The organism is Candidatus Pelagibacter sp. RS39 (assembly GCF_002101315.1).
Classification (GTDB): domain Bacteria; phylum Pseudomonadota; class Alphaproteobacteria; order Pelagibacterales; family Pelagibacteraceae; genus Pelagibacter.
The window spans coordinates 558,675-575,879 of record NZ_CP020777.1 but is presented as its reverse complement, the minus strand read 5'-3'; the positions used below and the strand labels follow the sequence as shown (position 1 = coordinate 575,879).

General features: G+C 28.5%; 15 protein-coding genes. All 15 read right to left on the bottom strand.

From position 1 onward, the window contains the following. Positions 1–123: 123 nt before the first annotated feature. The 15 genes from dnaE to nuoH are packed head-to-tail and all read right to left on the bottom strand — an operon-like array spanning position 124 to position 17,204. Positions 124–3,540, bottom strand: a complete 3,417-nt coding sequence (gene dnaE, locus B5L73_RS03050; RefSeq protein WP_085147698.1) for a DNA polymerase III subunit alpha — start codon at positions 3,538–3,540, stop codon at positions 124–126. Beyond that, entirely contained in the window at positions 3,527–4,210 is a 684-nt protein-coding gene (locus B5L73_RS03045) for an ABC transporter ATP-binding protein (protein ID WP_085147696.1), read from the bottom strand. Before B5L73_RS03045 ends, dnaE begins: the two co-directional genes overlap by 14 nt. Next, entirely contained in the window at positions 4,203–5,435 is a 1,233-nt protein-coding gene (locus B5L73_RS03040; RefSeq protein ID WP_085147694.1) for a lipoprotein-releasing ABC transporter permease subunit, read from the bottom strand. Before B5L73_RS03040 ends, B5L73_RS03045 begins: the two co-directional genes overlap by 8 nt. Continuing rightward, positions 5,432–6,766 carry a proline--tRNA ligase gene (gene proS, locus B5L73_RS03035; protein ID WP_085147692.1) on the bottom strand — a complete coding sequence of 445 codons (1,335 nt, stop codon included), beginning with the start codon at positions 6,764–6,766 and terminating at the stop codon, positions 5,432–5,434. The genes B5L73_RS03040 and proS overlap by 4 nt, the downstream gene beginning before the upstream one ends. A 1-nt stretch (position 6,767) precedes the next feature. Then, complete coding sequence (locus B5L73_RS03030; RefSeq protein WP_085147690.1) at positions 6,768–7,013, bottom strand: DUF1467 family protein; 246 nt, start codon at positions 7,011–7,013, stop codon at positions 6,768–6,770. Beyond that, positions 7,013–8,671 (bottom strand): ribonuclease J, encoded by a 1,659-nt coding sequence (locus B5L73_RS03025; protein WP_085147685.1) that lies wholly within the window; start codon positions 8,669–8,671, stop codon positions 7,013–7,015. Before B5L73_RS03025 ends, B5L73_RS03030 begins: the two co-directional genes overlap by 1 nt. Further along, complete coding sequence (locus B5L73_RS03020; RefSeq protein ID WP_085147683.1) at positions 8,668–9,417, bottom strand: type III pantothenate kinase; 750 nt, start codon at positions 9,415–9,417, stop codon at positions 8,668–8,670. The genes B5L73_RS03025 and B5L73_RS03020 overlap by 4 nt, the downstream gene beginning before the upstream one ends. An 8-nt stretch (positions 9,418–9,425) precedes the next feature. After that, positions 9,426–9,965, bottom strand: a complete 540-nt coding sequence (locus tag B5L73_RS03015; protein ID WP_085147681.1) for a biotin--[acetyl-CoA-carboxylase] ligase — start codon at positions 9,963–9,965, stop codon at positions 9,426–9,428. After that, a complete protein-coding gene (gene nuoN / locus B5L73_RS03010) occupies positions 9,965–11,386 on the bottom strand; it encodes an NADH-quinone oxidoreductase subunit NuoN (RefSeq protein WP_445082225.1) in 1,422 nt (473 codons plus the stop codon). Before nuoN ends, B5L73_RS03015 begins: the two co-directional genes overlap by 1 nt. After that, on the bottom strand, positions 11,383–12,864 hold the full coding sequence (locus B5L73_RS03005; protein WP_085147679.1) for an NADH-quinone oxidoreductase subunit M: 1,482 nt from the start codon (positions 12,862–12,864) through the stop codon (positions 11,383–11,385). The genes nuoN and B5L73_RS03005 overlap by 4 nt, the downstream gene beginning before the upstream one ends. Beyond that, complete coding sequence (nuoL, locus tag B5L73_RS03000) at positions 12,864–14,777, bottom strand: NADH-quinone oxidoreductase subunit L (RefSeq protein WP_085147677.1); 1,914 nt, start codon at positions 14,775–14,777, stop codon at positions 12,864–12,866. Before nuoL ends, B5L73_RS03005 begins: the two co-directional genes overlap by 1 nt. 1 nt (position 14,778) lies before the next feature. Beyond that, positions 14,779–15,090, bottom strand: coding sequence for an NADH-quinone oxidoreductase subunit NuoK (gene nuoK, locus B5L73_RS02995; RefSeq protein ID WP_085147675.1), 312 nt, complete (start codon positions 15,088–15,090; stop codon positions 14,779–14,781). Beyond that, on the bottom strand, positions 15,083–15,715 hold the full coding sequence (locus tag B5L73_RS02990; protein WP_085147670.1) for an NADH-quinone oxidoreductase subunit J: 633 nt from the start codon (positions 15,713–15,715) through the stop codon (positions 15,083–15,085). The genes nuoK and B5L73_RS02990 overlap by 8 nt, the downstream gene beginning before the upstream one ends. A 4-nt stretch (positions 15,716–15,719) precedes the next feature. After that, positions 15,720–16,205: an NADH-quinone oxidoreductase subunit NuoI gene (gene nuoI / locus B5L73_RS02985; protein ID WP_085147668.1), complete on the bottom strand. Its 486-nt coding sequence runs from the start codon at positions 16,203–16,205 to the stop codon at positions 15,720–15,722. After that, entirely contained in the window at positions 16,206–17,204 is a 999-nt protein-coding gene (gene nuoH, locus B5L73_RS02980) for an NADH-quinone oxidoreductase subunit NuoH (protein WP_085147665.1), read from the bottom strand. It abuts the gene before it with no gap. Between the last annotated feature and the right edge of the window lies 1 nt (position 17,205).

Here is a 17,205-nt window from a genome sequence, read left to right as displayed (position 1 = left end):
CCCGGTTAAGCCACCACAGTAATTTCCAATTAAGGACCGGAGGTATAAAACCAAAAACTGTGTGCGATTTTGTTAATTTTCATGACTATTTACAAAGATTTTTTTTATTTAACAAGCTTAAAATTATCGAATAATTGCAGAAATCTCTTTATTTCTAATTATATTTAACATTTTTCTGTCAATATTTCTCTTATTCTTAAGCGTAAAATCTAATTCATTATTTTGGTCTCGTAATTTAATTTTAACAATTGTATTTCCATCTTTTTGGATAATTTTTGAGATTTCGTTTAATTCATTTATTGATTTTAAGTTGAAAAATACCTCTTCAATTGGTTTATTAATCAACTCTGAAAGTGAGGCTATTTTCTGAACATTAATTCTCTTAAAACGATTTTCTTCATCTGAAACAGATTTTGCCAAAGTTAATATTATTGATGATCCTTCTTTCAATATTTCGCGATTTTTTTCTAAAACTTCAGAAAAAATGAATAATTCAAAAACGCTAGTTAGATCAGTTAATTTTAAAACTGCATAAGGATTCCCTTTGGCAGTTTTTCTTTCTTGTATTTTTAATAAAGTTGCGGCAATATTTGAGTTAATTATTTCATTACCATTATTAAAATTTAGGTAGTCTTTTATATCATAATCTGCAAATATTTCTTTAAATTGATTTAGAGGATGATCAGATATAAAAAAGCCAACTGACTCAAATTCTTTAGACAATCTTTCCTCAAATTTCCAGTCATCAATCTTTGTTATAACTTCACTATCTGGGGTATTATTTTCACCAAATAAATCAATCTGATTGGCAGATTTATTTTCATAAATATTTTTTGATTTTGTTATAAAGTTTGGTATTGAATTAAATAACGATTGTCTATTTAAGTTTATATTATCAAAAGCTCCTGCTTTTACTAAACCTTCTAATTGTAACTTGTTGATATCTTTTGGATTTACTCTGTTTAAAAAATTATCAATAGAACTAAATTTTCCATTTTTGATTCTTTCCTCAACAATATTTGAAACCGCTTCATATCCCACAGCTTTAATAGCTCCTAATGCATAATAGAATTTTTCTCCATCTGTTCTAAAATCTGCATAACACTCATTTATGTCTGGTCTTACTATTTTTATTTTTAATCTTTTTAATTCCTCGTAAAATTCACTTAATTTATTTTGATTAGAAATATCCATTGTCATTGATGCAGCAATAAACTCTTGCGGATAATAAGTTTTTAAATAAGCTGTTTGATAGGAAATAATTGCGTATGCAGCTGCATGACTTTTGTTAAATCCATATTCTGCAAATGGCTCAATTTTTAAAAAGATTCCCGCCGCAACATCTTTGCTAATACCATTGTTTACAGCACCAGAAATAAAACTTTGTTTTTGTTTTTCTAATTCAGCTCTTTTCTTTTTACCCATCGCTCTTCTTAAAATATCTGCTTGACCAGCAGTGAAACCAGATAGTTTTTGTGCAATTTGCATTACTTGTTCTTGGTAAATTATTACCCCATAGGTAGGTCGTAAAATATCTTCAAGCAAAGGATGTAAATAATCTGGTGTCTTTTTTCCATGTTTGCAATCATTATAAATTGGTATATTACTCATTGGACCTGGTCTATAAAGTGCTACTAAAGCAATAATATCTTCTATATGATTTGGTTTCATTTGCATCAATGCTTCACGCATTCCAGCACTTTCAATTTGAAATAAACCAACAGTTTTGCCAGATGACAATAGATCAAAAACTTTTTGATCTTCAAAATTTATGTTTTCAATATTAAATTTTTTATCTTTTTTTCTTATTAGTTTTTGAGTGTTATTTATAACTGTTAAAGTTTTTAATCCCAAAAAATCAAACTTAATTAATCCTGCATTTTCAGCTGAGTACATGTCAAATTGTGTTGAAGGTAGCAATAAGTCAGAAGTTGCATCCTTATATAATGGAACTATTTCAGTTAATTTTTTATCAGCTATCACAACACCAGCAGCATGAGTTGCAACATTTCTATTTAATCCTTCTAATTTTAACGAAAGATCTGTAAGTTTTTTTACTCTACTATCTTCATTTATCAATTTTTGAAGTCTTGGTTCTCCAGCAATACATTCTGTGAGATTTTGTGGCCTTGATGGATCAAATGGGATCATCTTTGATATACTATCAACAAAACCATAAGCCAGTCCTAAAACACGTCCAACATCTCTTATAACCATTCGAGCTTTTAATTTCCCAAATGTGATTATATGAGCAACACTATTTTCATATTTTTTTGTTAAATATTCAAAAACTAAATCTCTTTTTTCTTCACAGAAGTCTATATCGAAATCAGGCATTGAAATTCTGTCTGGATTTAAAAATCTCTCAAAAATCAAGTTAAATTTTATTGGGTCAACATCAGTTATTGAAAGACACCAAGCGACTAAGGAACCAGCACCAGATCCTCTACCAGGTCCAACTGGAATATCATTTTCTTTTGCCCATTTTATATAGTCAGATACAATTAAAAAATAACTTGCATAATTCATTTTAATTATAATTTCTAACTCATGATCTAATCTATCTTTATATTTCAAATAATTCTTGTCAGATACAAAATCTTTATTGTCTAAATTAAATATCTTTATAAATTTTTTATTAAGACCGTCTAATGAATCTTTTTTTAAGATTTCATCTGCGCTAATACCTTTGTCAGAACTTATATTAGGTAAAATAGGTTTAGAAGATAAAGGTCTAAAATTACATCGAAACGGAAAATGATAATTATTTTCTAATGCCTCTGGCAAATCAGCAAATAAATCAACCATTTCTGCACTACTTTTGAGGTAATGATGGTTACTAAATCTAACTCTATTTTTTTCGTTAACATAGGTCTTATTTTTTATACAAATCAATGCATCATGTGCTTCATGCATGTCTTTATTGATGTAAAATACCTCATTAGTTGCGATTAAAGGAATATCTAATTTTTTTGAGTTTATTAAATTAAATTTTTCAAATTCTTTTTCATTTTGATCACCATGACGTTGAATTTCAATGTAAAATCTATCTCCATAATTAGCTTTTAGTTTTGAAAAAATTTCACCAATTTCTGAAAATTTACCTTTATTAAACAACTGTCCAAATAAACCGTTAATTGTTCCGGAGAATATTGCTACACCTTCAGTGTTATTTAATAATTCATTTATATCTAAATGAGGATCAGAAAGGTCATCATTTTTTAGAAAAGACAATGATGACAACTGTATTATTGTTTTATATCCATCCTCATTTAAAGCAAATAGAGGTAATAGACCTATTGTATCATTTAATTTAAAATTGATTTGCGTTCCAATTATTGGTTGAGACCCAGATTTAGATAGTTTTTCAGCAAACTCTAATGCTCCACATAGATTAGATGTATCACATAACCCTAGAGCTTTTAGTTTTTTATCTTTAGAAATATCTTTTAAATCATCTATCTTAATAGCTCCTTCACAAATAGAAAACTGAGTATGTATTTTTAGATGATTAAAATTTTCAGAATTAAACTCTTGCATTAATGGTTTTTATACTACCATTAACTATTTCCAACATGCAATCTGACTTTTTAGCAAAAAATCTATTATGAGTTGCAAAGATTATCAGTCGGTTTGAATTTATTTGTTTTTTTAAAAGATCAAAAACACTTTTTGCTGTTTTTAGATCTAAACTTCCTGTTGGTTCATCGGCTAGGATAACTTGGGGATCATTAATCAAAGCTCTAGCTATTGATACTCTTTGTTTTTCACCACCAGAAAGTTCTGAAGGATAATGATAAATTCGATTTGATAAACCTACTTTTCTCAATAATTGTTTTGATTTTAAAATAGAAATTTTTTTATTTTTTTCTATTGCTAGATTAGCTAAATATACATTTTCTAAAGCCGTGAAATCTGGGAGTAAATTGTCTTGTTGGTAAATAATTCCAATTTTATTAGCTCTTAAAATGTCATTATAGTTAGAATTTCCAAAATCAATTTGTTTATTTCCATATTTCATTATACCACCAGATGGTCTATCGATTAATGATAACAAGTTTAATAGTGTTGATTTTCCAGAACCAGAAGGTCCCATTAAAGAATAAATTTTTCCAAGTTTAAAATTATATGTCAATTTTTTTAAAACTCTTAGATTTTTTTGGTGAGTAAAAGACTTTGAAATATTTGAGAGTTTAATAAAATTATTCATATTTTAATGATTTAATAGGATCAAGTTTGGCTGCTTTTAAAGCAGGGAAAATTGAAACAATAATTGTAATTATTATTGAGCTCAGAGATATAAATAAAATTGATGGTGGGTTTATCTCCGAAGGCATAGTGCTTAAAAAATAAATTTCCTCTGGAAACAAACTTATATTAAATAATGTACTTAAAAATTGTCTTAAATTTTCAACGTATATTGAAAAAGTTACTCCAAGAATAATTCCAAAAATTGTAGCTGAAGTTCCTATTATTACTCCAACTAGAAAGAATATCTTAACAATTGACTTGTTAAGGACACCAATAGATTTTAAAATCGCAATATCTTTAGTTTTGTTTTTAACTAATATTGTCAAACCAGAAATTATATTAAAAGCAGCTACTATAATAATTAAAGACAATATTATAAACATTACATTTCTTTCAACTTTAAGAGCTGAAAAAAGAGCACTATTCATATCTGACCAGGAATATACAAATTCATTTTTAAAAATTTTCTGTACGATTTCTTTTTGATCTTCAATTTTTTGAGGATTTTTAAGATAAATTTCTAAATTTCTGTCATCTTTATCTAGATTAAAGAATTCTTCTAGTGTTGATAAGTTAATAAAGGCTATATTGTTATCGAAATCTACAAGTCCACTTTCAAAAATCGATATAACTGTAAAAGTTTTTTGTTTAGGTATATTGCCTATTATTGTTTCAATTCCACTTGAGGACATTATTGTAATATCATCACCTATATCAAGATTTAGAGTAAAACTAAGCTCTTTTCCAATTGAAATAAAATTTTTACTTAAATTGTTTCTATTGCCTAAAAAATTTTTATTTTTCGCTAATTCTAGTTTAGAGAAATCGTCATTTTCATAACCTCTTAGTAATATTCCTTTTGAGGTCTCACTCTTAATCATTATAGCCTCACCTGAATTGCTTAAAATCAATTCATTAGAAATAAGTTTTAAATTTTTTTGTTTTAATTTTTCAATTTCAATAATATTTTCATATGGTTTAACAGTAATGTGTGCATTAAAACCAACAATCTTGTTAATCAATTCTGTCCGAAAACCATTCATAACAGACATAACAATGATTAAAACAGCAACACCAAGACTAATACCAATGAATGAAAAGATTGAAATAACATTTAGAAAACCATCTTTTTTTCTGGCTTTCAAAAATCTAAATGTAATTTCTTTTTCTAAAGTAGAAATCAATTTTTTTCTTTTTGTTCTTTAATTTTTTTTATTATTTCAGCTATCTTTAATTTTTGAGTTTCTTTTCCAGCCTCTTTAAACTCTATTAAATCACCATCAGTTTGTTTACCGATTATTATTTGAAATGGAGTACCTATTAAATTCATCTTTTTTATTTTGGACGAAAAATTTTCGTCAGTATCATCAATTATTGCATCTATGTATTTTTTTTCTAATTCAGAATTAATCTTATTTGCTTTTTCTAAAGCAGAATTATCATTTTTGTTTATCATCGGTATTATCCCTACATCATATGGAGCAACAGAAATTGGCCATTTCATGATTTCATTTTTTTCATCATATTTTGCCTCAATTATAGCTCCTACTAACCTTGAAACTCCTATTCCATAAGAACCCATTTTTACAAAATCTTTTTTACCACCAGGAAGATCAACTGCTGCTCCCATTGGTTTTGAGTACTTATCACCAAAATAAAATATATGACCAACTTCAATACCTTTTGTTTTTAATCTATTAGTTTCTGAAACTTTTTTCTCAAACTCATCTTTATTAAATTTTTCATCTGTTACTGAATAAAATTCTTCGTATTTTTTTCTCAAATCATCTAAAGATTTTTTTTCTAATTTTGTACCGTCACTATTCAAATCAAAAATTCTTTTATCTGTAAAAATTTTACTTTCACCAGTTTCAGCTAAAATAATAAACTCATGAGAAAGATTTCCTCCTATAGGACCAGTATCAGCAGCCATTGGTATAGCTGTTAGATCCAATCTTTTAAAAGTTTTTAAATAAGATAAGAAAAATTTATTATAAGAGAACAAAGCTTCCTCATCAGAGATATCAAATGAGTAAGCATCTTTCATATAAAACTCTCTACATCTCATTATTCCAAAACGGGGTCTAATTTCATCTCTAAATTTCCATTGAATATGGTATAAAAGTTGCGGAAGAGATTTATAAGATTTAACTGATGTTCTAAATATATCTGTTACAAGTTCTTCATTGGTTGGGCCGTAAAGCATTTCACGATTTTGACGATCTTTTATTCTTAGCATTTCTTCACCATAGTCCTCGTAGCGCCCACTCTCTTTCCATATTTCACTTGATTGTATGGTTGGCATCAAAATTTCTTGAGCTCCAATTTTGTTTTGTTCCTCTCTAACAATTTGTTCAATCTTTTTCATTACTTTGAAACCTAATGGTAACCAAGAGTAAATTCCTGCTGATGATTGTTTAATCATTCCCACACGTAACATTAATTGATGTGATTTTATTTTTGCTTCTGAAGGATTGTTTTTTAAAATTGGAATAAATGATTGTGAAATATACATTCTAAGTGATTATATTTCTTAAATTTAAATATTCAAATTTCATAAGTAAGTAAATAATTATAAACAAAACTGTTGTAATTCCAGTACAATAAACAAATTTCTTTAACATTTTTGGATTTTCTGGGGAGCCAGGATCCTCACCCTCAATTTTAATCACTTTATTTCTTTCTACATCTATTGGTAGAATTGCAAAAAACACTATCCACCAAATAATTATATAGATAATTGCTAATCCTGTAGGGCTCATTAAATCTTCACTAAGTTAATATTAGCAAAAGGTTTTTTTCCAGTTTTTTCTTTTGTAAATTTACGACAAGCAATTTTTAGTGCATCTATTAAATTGTGCTCTTGCTGTTTGTTACCAAGTTTAAATGTTCTTGATGTTTTTTCAATTTCATCTTCTAGTCCATATAAAAACTCCTCTTTTTCATAAACAGGCAATCCCCTGAAAGTGATTATGGGACTATTGTGGATATTTCCTTTTGGAGTAATTAAAATTGTTATTTCTAAATATCCATTACTACTCAAATTTCTCCTGTCTTTTATTGACTGAGAATCTTCTTCAACACTAACATTTCCATCTAAATATAATCTACCACTCGGTGCTTTATCATAAACTTCTGGTTTATCTCCAGGTGATAATTTTACAATATCTCCATTTTCAACTTGAACAGGATGAGGAACCTGCATTTCTTTTGCAAAATTGATATGTTCTATCATATGTCTGTGCTCTCCATGAACTGGAATAACACATTGTGGTTTAACCCATTGATACATATCTTTAAGATCTTCTCGATTTGGATGGCCTGATACATGAATAAATTCAGTTTCTTCAGAGATCACCTCGATACCATCTTTCACTAATTGATTATGGAGCTTATAAAGTTTTTTTTCATTACCTGGAATAATTTTTGATGAAAAAATAACAGCGTCATCTTTTTCAATAAATACATCTGGATGAATATAATTTGCTATTCGCATCATTGCTCCCATTGGTTCACCTTGACTACCTGTGCATAAATAGAGAATTTTCTCTCTAGAGAAATTTTTTGCATCCCTAGGATCAATAGGTTCAATTGTATTTTTTAAATATCCACATTGTCTTGCAGCCTTATAAATTCTATGCATTGATCTTCCTACTAAAGATATCTGTCTCCCAGATTTTTCAGCACAGTAAAAAGCTGTTTCCATTCTTGCAACATTTGACGCAAAAGAAGTAATGATAACTCTTTTTTTTAATCGGTTAACTATATTTAACAAATTTTTTCTTACATCTAACTCTGATCCTGATCTTCCAGCACTAAAAACATTTGTTGAGTCACAAATCATTGCTAAGACACCCTCATCACCTATCTCTTTTAATCTTTTAGAATTAATTTCGTCTCCAATTAATGGATTTGGATCAACTTTCCAGTCTCCAGTATGTAGAATTACTCCTGCTGGAGTTTTAATTCTCAAACCATTTGGCTCTAGTATTGAATGTGTTAAAGTGATGTATTCAATCTCAAACTTTTCTAATGAAATATTTCCATTTAATTCAACAATTTGTAGATCTTTAGTAATATCAATATGTTTTTCTTTAAATTTTTCCTTTATCAAAACAGCTGTGAACGGTGTTGCGTATATCTTGCATTGTAGTTTTGGCCATAAATGAGCAATTGCTCCAATGTGATCTTCATGGGCATGGGTAAGAACTATACCTAATAAATTATCCTTCTTTTCAACAATAAAACCTGGATCTGGATAAATTAAATCTATTCCAGGAAGAGTATCATCTGCAAAAGTAACACCAATATCAACCATAATCCATTTGTGGTCACCTGGTAAACCATAACCAAACAGATTCATGTTCATCCCAATTTCACCAGATCCACCTAGTGGACAAAATAATAATTCTTCTTTCATCTATTTAATAATTTAGAAATTTTTATAAGACCCTTAACAGTGATATCTTTGTTTTCAATAACTTTTGTTTTAATTGAATTTTTAAATAAATCAGAAAAGCCACCTGTAATAACAACTTTATAAGATTTCCCAGTTTCTTTCTTAATCAAATTAATAATATTGTCAATTAAGCCTGCATAGCCCCAAAAAAAACCTGATCTAACAGCTGAATTTGTATCAATTCCAATTACTTTTTTTATTTTTTTAAGATTAATTTTTGGTATCAGAGAAGCTTTATCAATTAAAGTATTTAATGAAATACTTATACCAGGAGCAATAACACCTCCTCGGTAAGTATTATTTGCTAATACATCGAACGTTGTAGCTGTGCCAAAATCTAAAATAATAAAATTTTTCTTAGGGCTCATTAAACTTATTGCATTTGCAAGTCTATCAGAGCCAACTTGTTTAAAGTTTGCTTTTATATTTAAAATAGATCTTAAATTGAGATCTTTTATTTCATAACACTTAACTTTAGTTTTTTTTGATATAAATCTTTTAATAAAATTAAAAGTTTTTGGGACAACGCTACAAAATAATATCTTTTCAATATTCTTAAAATCTTTTGTTAAAATTTTAAATTTTCTATTTAAAATTGAGTTTGTAATTGATTTTGAGGGTAAACTTATTTTTTTTAAGATCTTATCTTTCGAATTCACTAAAAATAATTTAGTTACTGAATTTCCAATATCTCCTAAAATTAGCATATCTATATTTATACTCTTTTTTTAATGAATCTCTTTAAATTGTTTTCAAAAATCTTCTTTAGTTTTAATTCAAATTTTTTTTTTGATATATCTTTGTTTAAAAGCTCTCTTAGATGAGTGGTTGGATAATTCCTTATAAAGGGACTTTTTATTAAATTTACACCAATACCAACAATTAAATAAGTATGATTAAATTTATTTACTTTTTCTTGTAAAATCCCACTTATCTTTTTTTTTCGGATTAAAAGATCATTAGGTTTTTTGAAATAAATCTTTTTTTTATAATATTCTGAAATACATTTTTTAACTATTAAACAATTAATTTTAGTTAATTTGTTTAAAGATATCTTAAAGTTTTTCAAATTATAAAAAAAACTAACGAATAAATTTCCTTTGTAGGAGACCCATTTTTTTCCATATTGTCCTCTACCATTGGTTTGCAAATCAGATGAGATCATACCAAAATCATAATTATGATTTTTGATTATTCTTATAGCAGTGTTATTGGTACTTTTTACTTTATTAAATCTAAATATTTTAAACTTCATTAAATTATATTGATTTTTGAAACTGCATCAATTAATTCACTTGGGAAAACAAAATACATCAAAATTAGCACTGTAGAAACTGTTAAGGATAACTTCAACCAAAGGCTATGATCTTTGTCATAACTATCTTTCTCTTCATCAAAATACATTATCTTGATAATTCTTAAATAGTAAAACGCTGCAACCACTGTTGATAATAGTCCAACAATGGCTAAAAAATACATTGACTGTTCAATAACAGATTTAAAGATATAAAATTTTGCAAAGAAGCCAGCAAGTGGTGGAATTCCAGCTAAAGAAAATAAAATTATTAATAATGAAATTGAAAGTAGTGGATGATTTTTTGATAATCCTGATAAATCATCTATTTGCTCATAATATACATTATTTCTCTTCATCATTAACAGGCATGAAAAAAAGCCTAAGTTCATAATAATATAAATAGTCATATAAATTACCGAACTTTGTATCCCATCATTTGAGCCTGTTGCCAAACCAGCTAAAGCGTATCCAATATGACTTATCGAGCTATAAGCTATTAGACGCTTAAGATTTTTTTGACCGATCGCAGCTATCGCACCAAAAAGCATAGATGCGATTGATAAAAAAACTAAAATCATTTGCCACTGATCAATAAGATTTAAAAAAGGAACATACAAAAATCTTATAAACACAGTTAATGCTGCAATTTTAGGAACCATTGTAAAAAATAATGTTACAGATGTTGGTGAACCTTCATATACATCTGGCGCCCACATATGAAAAGGCACAGCAGAAATTTTGAACGCTAAACCCACCAAAACAAACACTATTCCAAAAGTAAGGGCATATTCATTCGTGTTGAATTGAGTTGCAATAACATTAAAGTTTGTCGAACCTGTAAAACCATAAATTAAAGAACAACCGTACAATAACAAACCTGAAGATAGTGCACTTAAGACAAAATATTTTAGTCCTGCCTCAGATGATTTTAATTGATCTCGATTGAATGTTGCCAAAACGTATAAAGCTAATGATTGTAGCTCTAAACCCATGTAGAAAACAATTAAATCATTAGAACTGATCATAATCATCATTCCCAATACAGAACTTAAGATTAAAATTGGATATTCAATTTTAAAAATTTTAAAAGTTTTTAAATAATTTGATGAAATTAACAAAACTACAAATGCAGATATTAATGTAATAATTTTCATAAATGATGACAAATAATCCACAACAATACTTTCACTGAAAAGAATTGTTCTGCTTATACCAATTGTTTCATTAAACGTAATTACCGCAGCAATAAGTAAAACTAATAATGAAATATTATGAATTATTTTTGAACTATTTTTTTTGAAAACTCCTAAAATTAATAAAAACATTATTGATAATGAAATAAAAATTTCTGGAAATATTAATTCAATATTATTTATCATTTACTTGCTACACTATAGTTATATGTATTGATTAAATCACTTATTGAAACTTCAATAGTGTTTATTAATGGCTCTGGATAAAAACCAAAGTATAAAGTTGGAATAGCTAAACAAGTAAGAGTGAATGCCTCTGATTTATTTAAATCAATCATCTTTTTTAATTCAGAGTTAATTAACTTTCCAAAGATAACTCTTTTATATAACCACAGCATATATGCTGCTCCGATAATAACTCCTAAACTAGCTAATACTGCTACTAAAAAATTATCTTTGAATGCAGCCATAAGAATTAAAAACTCACCAACAAAACCACTTGTACCAGGTAATCCTAATGCAGCTAAAGTAAATACCATAAATAAAACTGCATATTTAGGTATGATAGTTACAATGCCTCCATAAGTATTAATTAATCTTGAATGCATTCGATCATAGACAACACCAACACATAAAAATAATGCAGCAGATACTAAACCATGGCTAATCATTTGAATAATACTTCCTTCAATTCCCTGTTGTTGAATTGTAAAAATTCCTAAAGTAACAAATCCCATATGAGCTACTGAAGAATATGCAATTAATTTTTTCATATCCTCTTGCATTAAAGCAATTAATGAAGTGAAAATAATTGCTATAACACTTAACGCATAAATTAAAGGAGTAAACATCTCTGAGGCAAATGGGAAAAGTCCTAAAGAAAATCTTATAAATCCATATCCAGCCATTTTAAGTAGAATTGCTGCCAGTAAAACTGATCCTGCCGTTGGGGCTTCAACGTGTGCATCTGGAAGCCAGGTATGAACTGGCCACATCGGAGTTTTTACAGCAAATGAGCTAAAAAAAGCTAGCCACAATAAATTTTGATATTTTGTGTCTATACCTAGTTCATAAAGTTGAACAACATCTGTAGTGCCAGTGATCCAGTAAATTGAAATTATCGCCACTAACATTAGAACTGAACCTAAAAGAGTGAATAAAAAAAACTTAAAAGCAGAATAAACTCTTCTAGCCCCACCCCATATTCCAATAATTAAAAACATTGGAATTAATCCAGCCTCAAAAAATAAGTAAAAAACTACAAGATCTAGAGAACAAAAAACTCCTATCATGAAAGTTTCCATGACAAGAATAGCTATTAAAAATTCATTTAATCTTTTTGTAACAGAGTTATTAACTGAAATTATACATAGAGGTGTAATAAATGTTGTAAGGATTATAAAAAGTATTGATATTCCATCAACTCCTACTTTATAATTAATTATACCTTCAATCCAAACTCTATCTTCAACAAATTGAAATGCCGATGTTGTTTGATCAAATAAAAACCACAAATAAATAGATAAAAAAAAGTTAACTAGGGATGTAAATAATGCAACATATTTTACAGTAATTTTATTTTCATTTTTACTTCTTGTGAAAAATAAAAAGAGTGCTCCAATTGAAGGTAAAAGTATTAATGAAGAAAGAATAGGAAAGTTCATTATTTAACAATTAAGAAGGTTAAGAAAGCAGAAAAACCAAGAAGCATTACAAATGCATATTGATAAATATAACCACTTTGAAATTTATTGGCTTTGATAGAAAATTTTTTAATTAACCCTGAGATTCCATCAGGTCCAAAACCATCGATAACTTTAATATCAAAAAATTTCCACAGAAATAACCCAAATCTTTTCGAAGATTTAACAAACAAAATTTCGTAAATTTCATCGAAATACCATTTGTTAAACAAAAATTCATATAATGGTTTATTTATATTTACTAGTTGAGTTGGAAAATTTTTATTTTTTACAAATAAATAATAAGTGAATGGTATTGATAAAGTTACAAGCGTTGGAGTTAAAATTAAAAACCATAATGGTGGATGATCAGTGCTTAAAGGTTCTAAGAAGAAAATTGACTCATTCCAAAAATTATTAATTCCTTCATAACCTACAAATAAATCTTTAAAAATAAATCCAGCAAAAATTGCTCCGATAGATAATATTATCAAAGGTATTAACATAATTAGTGGTGACTCATGTGTCTCCTCAATTTTAATTTCCTTGTTGTTATATTGTCCGTGAAAAGTTTTAAACATCAGTCTCCAAGAATAAATTGAGGTTAAAAAAGCTGTAAATATTCCTATTCCAGCTGCATAGTAGCCAGTAGTTGTGCCACTTAAATATGCAAATTCTATGATCGCATCCTTAGAATAAAAACCTGATAACAAAGGAAAGCCTGTTAACGCTAAAGTTCCTATTACCATCAAAGAATAAGTGTAAGGTAATTTTCTCCATACTCCTCCCATATTATTTATATTCTGTTCATCTTTAAAAGCATGAATAACAGATCCTGAACCTAAAAATAATAATGCTTTAAAAAATGCATGGGTGAACAAATGAAACATTGCAACATTATATGCGCCTACTCCAGCTGCAAAAAACATATAACCTAATTGGCTACATGTGGAATAAGCAATGATTTTTTTTATATCTGTTTGAACTAAAGCTACACTGGCTGCAAAAAAGGCAGTGCTCATACCGATTATAGTAACTATGTTTAAAGCCAACTCTGAATATTCATATATAGGAGAACACCTTACGACTAAAAAAACTCCAGCAGTAACCATAGTGGCTGCATGGATCAAAGCTGAAACAGGTGTTGGACCTTCCATTGCATCTGGTAACCAAGTATGTAAAAAAATTTGAGCCGATTTACCCATAGCGCCAATGAACAATAGTATACAAATTAAATCTATTGCATTAATTTGGATCCCTAAAAAATTTAATTTTTCATCTACGACTGTTGGGATTTGATCAAAAACCTCTATGTAATTAACTGTACCAAACAAATAAAAAATTAAAAATATACCAAGAGCAAAGCCAAAATCTCCTACTCTGTTTACAACAAATGCTTTGATTGCTGCTGCATTCGCAGTTTCCTTTTTAAACCAAAAACCAATTAAAAAATACGAGCAAAGACCAACCCCCTCCCAACCAAAAAATAATTGAATAAAATTATCTGCTGTTACCAACATTAACATAGCAAATGTAAATAGCGATAAGTATGCCATAAATCTTGGTTTATGAGGGTCATGAGACATGTATCCAATTGAGTAAATATGAACCAATGCGGAAATAAAAGTTACGACCACTAGCATTACTGATGATAGTGCATCAATCTTCATTGACCAGTTTACCTCTAATGATCCAGAATTAATCCATGTAGCAATTTTGATATTTTCCTCGTATTGGTTAAAAATTACTTCATAAAATACAATTGCTGAAAGGACAGCTGATATAGATACTAATAAACTTGTAACTATCTCTGAATTTCTGTCCCCTATGAATTTACCGAAAAATCCTGATATTATTGAAGCAATTAATGGTAATGCTAAAATTGAAATTTCCATTTTATCCCTTTAATTTATCTATTTCTTCAACCCGTATAGTCCCTGCATTTCGGTAATAAACTACAATTATCGCTAGACCAATTGCTGCTTCAGCAGCAGCAACAGTTAAAATAAATAGTGTGAAAACTTGACCAGTCAAATCATTAAGATAAATAGAAAACGATACTAAGTTAATGTTTACAGCTAACAATATCAGTTCAATACTCATCAAAATCACAATAATATTTTTTCTATTTAAAAAGATGCCAATTACACCAATACTGAAAATAACTGCTCCTAAAGTAAGATAATGTCCTAAACCTATTTCAGTCATCAATCTTAACTCCTTTATTTGATGGAATCTCTAAAACTTCAATACCTTCAGATCTCTCTCTAGAAATTTGTTTCAAATAACTTTGTGTTTTAACACCCTCTCTTTGTCTAAAAGTAAGAACGATTGCACCAATCATCGCAATTAATAAAATCATTCCGCTTATTTGAAAAACATGAATATAATCTGTATACAGAATTTGGCCTAAAGAGTGTGTATTACTTATTTCATTAGAAATTTTTGTAGTATTTGGATTTAACAATTCAGGTTTATATTTCCAACCACCTACAACAATAATTAATTCAAAAAAAATAATTGTGCTTATAATTAAGCCGATTGGAATATGGCCAGAAGTTGCTTCAGAATAGAACCATTGATTTTTTTGTTGAGCAACATTTAACATCATTACAACAAATAAGAATAAAACGGCTACAGCACCAACATATACTATTAACATTATCATTCCTAAAAACTCTGCTCCAATCATTATAAAAAGACATGAAATGCTAATAAAATCTAATATTAAAAAAAAAACCGAGTGTACGGTATTTTTTGAAACAGTGACCATGATAGCTGAAATGACTGCAATAATTGAAAATACGTAAAAAAATATCGCATGAGCCATCATAAATTTATCTATAAGGATTATCTGATTTAATATTTGCCGCTAAAACATTTTCCCATCTATCCCCATTGTCTAACAATTTTTCTTTAGTATAATAAAGTTCCTCTCTTGTTTCCGTCGAAAACTCAAAATTTGGACCTTGCACTATTGCATCTACGGGGCACGACTCCTCACAAAGACCACAATAAATACACTTCATCATATCTATATCGTAACGGGTAGTTTTTCTACTTCCATCAGATCTTTCAGCTGACTCTATTGTAATCGCTTGTGCTGGACATACAGCTTCACATAGCTTGCATGCAATGCATCGTTCTTCACCATTTGGATATCTTCTAAGTGCATGCTCTCCTCTAAATCTTGGACTAATTTTTCCTTTCTCAAAAGGATAATTAATTGTTTTTTTCGTTTTAAACATTTCTCTTAAGGCGATTAATAACCCAGTTATAAAATCAACCATAAATATTGTTTTAAAAAATCTTGTTATTTTCATTTAGATTGTAGGTAAAAGGTTAAAATAAAATAAATAACTCGCAGTTAAAACAACATAAGTTAGAGACAAGGGAAGAAATATTTTCCAACCCAATCTCATTAATTGATCATATCTATATCTTGGCACAACTGCTTTAACTAATGCAAATAAAACAAATAAAAGTAATATCTTTAAAATTAACCAAATAGCTCCTGGAATCAAATTAAACGGATATAAATCAATAGGTGAAAGCCAGCCTCCTAAGAATAAAATCGATCCTAAAGCACACATTAATAAAATATTTGCGTATTCACCTAACCAGAACATTGCGTACATCATACCAGAATATTCAGTTTGATACCCAGCAACTAATTCTGCTTCTGCCTCAGGTAAATCAAAAGGTGGTCGATTTGTTTCTGCTAAAGCGGATATAAAAAATATTACAAACATTGGAAATAACGGAATTACGAACCAGATGTTTTGTTGTGCTAAAACGATATCACTTAAATTCAATGATCCTACACACAAAAGAACATTGATAATGATTATACCAATTGAGACCTCATAAGAAACCATTTGTGCAGCAGATCTTATTGAACCTAAAAAAGGATATTTGGAATTGGATGCCCAGCCTCCCATGATAATTCCATAAACTCCAAGAGATGAGACAGCAAAAATATAAAGTATCCCAACATTTATATTGGCTAAAACCTGATCTTCTCCAAAAGGTATGACTGCCCATGCTATTAAGGCTAAAGTCATTGTAATAATAGGAGCTAAAATAAAAATAATCTTATTAGAACTTGCTGGGATTATGATTTCTTTAAAAATATATTTTAATGCATCAGCTAATGATTGTAATAAACCAAAAGGACCAACAACATTAGGGCCCTGTCTTTTTTGAACAAAAGCCCAAACTCTTCTATCTAACCAAACAATCATTGCAACTGAAACTAAAACTGGGACAAGAAGAAAAAGGATTTTGTAGACTTCTTCAAAAACTAAATTTACATATTCCATT

Excerpts from the sequence above, each read along its gene's own strand:
- B5L73_RS03045 (WP_085147696.1), bottom strand. The coding sequence starts at position 4,210 with ATGAATAATTTTATTAAACTCTCAAATATTTCAAAGTCTTTTACTCAC.
- B5L73_RS03020 (WP_085147683.1), bottom strand. The coding sequence starts at position 9,417 with ATGCTAATTTTAGGAGATATTGGAAATTCAGTAACTAAATTATTTTTA.
- dnaE (WP_085147698.1), bottom strand. The coding sequence starts at position 3,540 with ATGCAAGAGTTTAATTCTGAAAATTTTAATCATCTAAAAATACATACT.
- nuoH (WP_085147665.1), bottom strand. The coding sequence starts at position 17,204 with ATGGAATATGTAAATTTAGTTTTTGAAGAAGTCTACAAAATCCTTTTT.
- B5L73_RS03025 (WP_085147685.1), bottom strand. The coding sequence starts at position 8,671 with ATGAAAGAAGAATTATTATTTTGTCCACTAGGTGGATCTGGTGAAATT.
- B5L73_RS03030 (WP_085147690.1), bottom strand. The coding sequence starts at position 7,013 with ATGAGCCCTACAGGATTAGCAATTATCTATATAATTATTTGGTGGATA.
- nuoI (WP_085147668.1), bottom strand. The coding sequence starts at position 16,205 with ATGAAAATAACAAGATTTTTTAAAACAATATTTATGGTTGATTTTATA.
- B5L73_RS03005 (WP_085147679.1), bottom strand. The coding sequence starts at position 12,864 with ATGAACTTTCCTATTCTTTCTTCATTAATACTTTTACCTTCAATTGGA.
- proS (WP_085147692.1), bottom strand. The coding sequence starts at position 6,766 with ATGTATATTTCACAATCATTTATTCCAATTTTAAAAAACAATCCTTCA.
- nuoK (WP_085147675.1), bottom strand. The coding sequence starts at position 15,090 with ATGACTGAAATAGGTTTAGGACATTATCTTACTTTAGGAGCAGTTATT.
- B5L73_RS02990 (WP_085147670.1), bottom strand. The coding sequence starts at position 15,715 with ATGATGGCTCATGCGATATTTTTTTACGTATTTTCAATTATTGCAGTC.
- B5L73_RS03015 (WP_085147681.1), bottom strand. The coding sequence starts at position 9,965 with ATGAAGTTTAAAATATTTAGATTTAATAAAGTAAAAAGTACCAATAAC.
- nuoL (WP_085147677.1), bottom strand. The coding sequence starts at position 14,777 with ATGGAAATTTCAATTTTAGCATTACCATTAATTGCTTCAATAATATCA.
- nuoN (WP_445082225.1), bottom strand. The coding sequence starts at position 11,386 with ATGATAAATAATATTGAATTAATATTTCCAGAAATTTTTATTTCATTA.